General features: G+C 47.9%; 1 pseudogene. It reads left to right on the top strand.

The annotated features are described in order from the left end of the window. Positions 1-1,823, top strand: a pseudogene (locus MK385_RS09720) (YSIRK signal domain/LPXTG anchor domain surface protein); the annotation flags it as partial.

The following is a 1,823-nucleotide window of genomic DNA, read 5'->3' as shown; positions in this document are numbered from 1 at the left end:
ATTCCAGGTCAAGGAACTTACACTATTGCGCCAGATGGTACTGTAACTTTTACTCCAGACAAGAAGTTCGTTGGTAACCCAGCTCCAGTCACAGTCAAGCGTGTGGATAAGAATGGCACTCCGGTTACTGCGACTTACAGTCCAGAGTTTACTAAGGTGACTCCAACTGGTACGGGAGATAAGACGGAGGGTCTGCAAGGTCAGGTCCAAGAAGGTAAAGTGACCTTCACTCCAGGCCATGACTCAGTTCCATTCCCAGCTGATTCGACTCCACTATTTGACAATGGAACAGCTGTGAAGGAAGTTCCAAATGTTGGTAAGTTTGAAGTGAACGCAGACGGCAAGGTGACCTTCACTCCAGACAAGCAGTTCAAGGGTGAAACGCCAGAGCTTGAATTGACTCGTGTGGATGCCAACGGAACTCCTGTTACAGTCAAGTACCAAGCAGTAGTGAAAGAAGTAACCCCAACTGGTACTAACGCAACCAGCTCAGGCCCTCAAGGTGTCCCACAAACAGGCACTCCAAGCTTCCAAGGTGGTGATCCACTGGTTCCAATCGATGAAACAGTAGAGCCAACCTTCGAAGATGGAAGCAAAGAGAAATCTATTCCAGGTCAAGGAACTTACAGGATTGCGCCAGACGGCACAGTAACTTTCACACCAGACAAGAAGTTCGTTGGTAACCCAGCTCCAGTCACAGTCAAACGTGTAGATAAGAATGGTACAGAAGTCACTGCGACTTACAGTCCAGAGTTTACGAAAGTAACACCGACTGGTACAGGTGATAAGACAGAGGGTCTGCAAGGTCAGGTTCAAGAAGGTAAAGTGACCTTCACTCCAGGTCATGACTCAGTTCCATTCCCAGCTGATTCAACTCCACTATTTGACAATGGTACAACTGTGAAAGAAGTGCCAAATGTTGGTAAGTTCGAAGTGGACGCAGACGGTAAGGTGACCTTCACTCCTGATAAACAGTTCAAGGGTGAAACACCAGAACTTGAATTGACTCGTGTGGATGTCAACGGAACTCCTGTTACTGTCAAGTACCAAGCAGTAGTGAAAGAAGTAGTTCCAACCAGCACTAACGCAACCAGCACAGGTCCTCAGGGTGTTCCACAAACGGGCACACCAACCTTCCAAGGCGGCGATCCACTGGTTCCAATCGATGAAACAGTAGAGCCAACCTTCGAAGATGGAAGCAAAGAGAAATCTATTCCAGGCCAAGGAACCTACACGATTGCATCAGACGGAACTGTAACCTTCACTCCAGACAAGCAGTTTGTTGGAAACCCAACTCCGATCACAGTCAAACGTGTGGATAAGAATGGTACTCCAGTTACTGCGACTTACAGCCCAGAGTTTACTAAGGTGACTCCAACTGGAACCGGTGCAACAAGTACAGGTCCTCAAGGACTTCCACAAACTGGTACTCCAACTTTCCAAGGTGGCGATCCACTGGTTCCAATCGATGAAACAGTAGAGCCAACCTTCGAAGATGGAAGCAAAGAGAAATCTATTCCAGGCCAAGGAACCTACACGATTGCACCAGATGGTACAGTGACCTTCACTCCAGACAAGCAGTTTGTTGGAAACCCAGATCCAGTTACAGTGAAACGTGTGGATAAGAATGGCACTCCAGTTACTGCGACCTACAGTCCAGAGTTTACTAAGGTGACCCCAACAGGAACTGGCGCAACGAGCACAGGTCCTCAAGGACTTCCACAAACTGGTACTCCAACCTTCCAAGGTGGCGACCCATTGGTTCCAATTGATGAAACAGTAGAGCCAACCTTTGAAGATGGAAGCAAAGAGAAATCTATTCC

Source organism: Streptococcus oralis, assembly GCF_026782125.1.
Taxonomy (GTDB): domain Bacteria; phylum Bacillota; class Bacilli; order Lactobacillales; family Streptococcaceae; genus Streptococcus; species Streptococcus oralis_CE.
Note: the sequence above shows the minus strand (reverse complement) of the source record. Positions and strands in the feature narration are given on the sequence as shown.